Annotated in this window: 1 protein-coding gene; it reads right to left on the reverse strand. The window is 34.9% G+C overall.

What is annotated here, in order from left to right; translation table 11 throughout:
• Positions 1–56: 56 nt before the first annotated feature.
• Entirely contained in the window at positions 57–1,748 is a 1,692-nt protein-coding gene (locus V7183_RS24700) for a peptide ABC transporter substrate-binding protein (RefSeq protein ID WP_335361180.1), read from the reverse strand.
• Positions 1,749–1,766 lie beyond the last annotated feature (18 nt).

The following is a 1,766-nucleotide window of genomic DNA, read 5'->3' on the forward strand; positions in this document are numbered from 1 at the left end:
AAAAAGCATCTCTAAAAGTAGATAAACTACCTTTAAAAATGCTTTTTTATTTCATATTATTTTCCGTCTTTTTCAGTTACATATGCCCATTTGAAGCTATATTCTGGGCTGATGTTGTGATGAACCACACCTTTTACATTTGGTTGCAATACATAGGAATCCCCACGTTGATATAACGGTACAATCGCTGCATCTTCTTCAAGTAACATTTTCTCAGCTTTCCCCATCTCTTCCCAACGTTTTTTCGCATCGGACATCAACTCAGTTTTTCCTTTTTTAATGATATCATCATATTTTGGATTTGAATAACCCATTTGGTTGTAACTACTTGTTGTTTCAAACATGTCTAAGAATGTCATTGGATCTGCATAATCTGGGTTCCAACCTGCAAACGAGAGTTCATAATCTTTTGCTGATTCTAGTTTTAACTTTTGTTTAAACGGTTGAATTTTAATATTAACTGTTACACCTTTCAAACTTTTCTCAATTTGATCTTTTGCATAGTCAGCAACTTTTTTTGCAGTTCCATCATCATAGCTTAATAATTCAATTGTAATCTGGTCTTTCCCAAGCTCTTTCTTCGCTTTTTCCCAAGCAGCTGCCGCTTTTTTCGTATCGTGTTTCAAGCCATTTTTAAATGATTCTGTGAAATCTTTACCATCAGGACCTGCTGCCAAGCCTTTTGGTACAAGCTGATCTACAGGTTTTGAACCATCATTTAAAATAACATTAGCCAAACCTTTTTTATCAATAGAAAGCGCGATTGCTTCACGTAAATCTTTATTTTTTAATGGTGTATCTTGTCCATTACGGTTTTCATTCATTCTTAAGAAATACGTACTTGTTTGCTCATATGAACCAAACTCATCTTTTTTGTCTCTATATTTATCAACAAATTCCCCTTTTAATAATGCAAAGTCAACTTGACCACTGTCATATAAGTTTACAAGTGTCGCTGGCTCTTTTACAACGCTGAAGTTAATTTCATCTAACTTAACATTCTTTTTATCCCAGTAGTTATCATTTTTCTTCAGTTTCCAGCCTTGTTCATGCTTCCACTCAACCATTGTAAATGGTCCGTTGTAAGCGACTGTATCTGCTTCTAAACCGTATTTCTCACCTTTTTCTTTTACCGTTTTTTCATTTAACGGGTAATACGATGGAAATGCTACTAAGTTTAAGAAATACGGCACTGGTTGTTCTAATTCTACTTCCAGCGTATAATCATCCACAGCTTTTGCACCTAATGTAGATACATCTGCTTGTCCTTTATTAATTGCTTCTGCATTTTTTAATGGATACGCAATAAATGCATACTCTGCTGCTGTCTTTGGATCTAATAAACGTTGCCATGCAAACACGAAGTCTTTCGCTGTTACTGGATCACCATTTGACCATTTTGCATCTTTTCGAAGCTTAAATGTATATTTTTTGCCATCCTCGCTTTTCGTGCTGGATTCTGCTGCAGCTGGAATTGGCTTATTATTTTGATCAAGACGATATAATCCTTCCATTGTATTTCCAAGCATTTGTGATGATACCGTATCTGTTGATTTAGAAGAATCCATTGTTGGGATTTCTTGTTTTTCTGTACGATTCAATACTTGCTTCGTTGCTAATTTACCATCTGATTTATTGTCGTTCTTACTTGAATCTGTACTTGTTTTTTTGTCCCCACCTGTAGAACATGCTGATAATGCCACACTCATTGCTAAAACTGGTGCTACGACTGCTGTTAGTTTTTTCATCTTTTTCTTTTTCTTTTT

The sequence above is a fragment of the Bacillus sp. JJ1127 genome (assembly GCF_036965845.1).
Lineage (GTDB): Bacteria > Bacillota > Bacilli > Bacillales > Bacillaceae_G > Bacillus_A.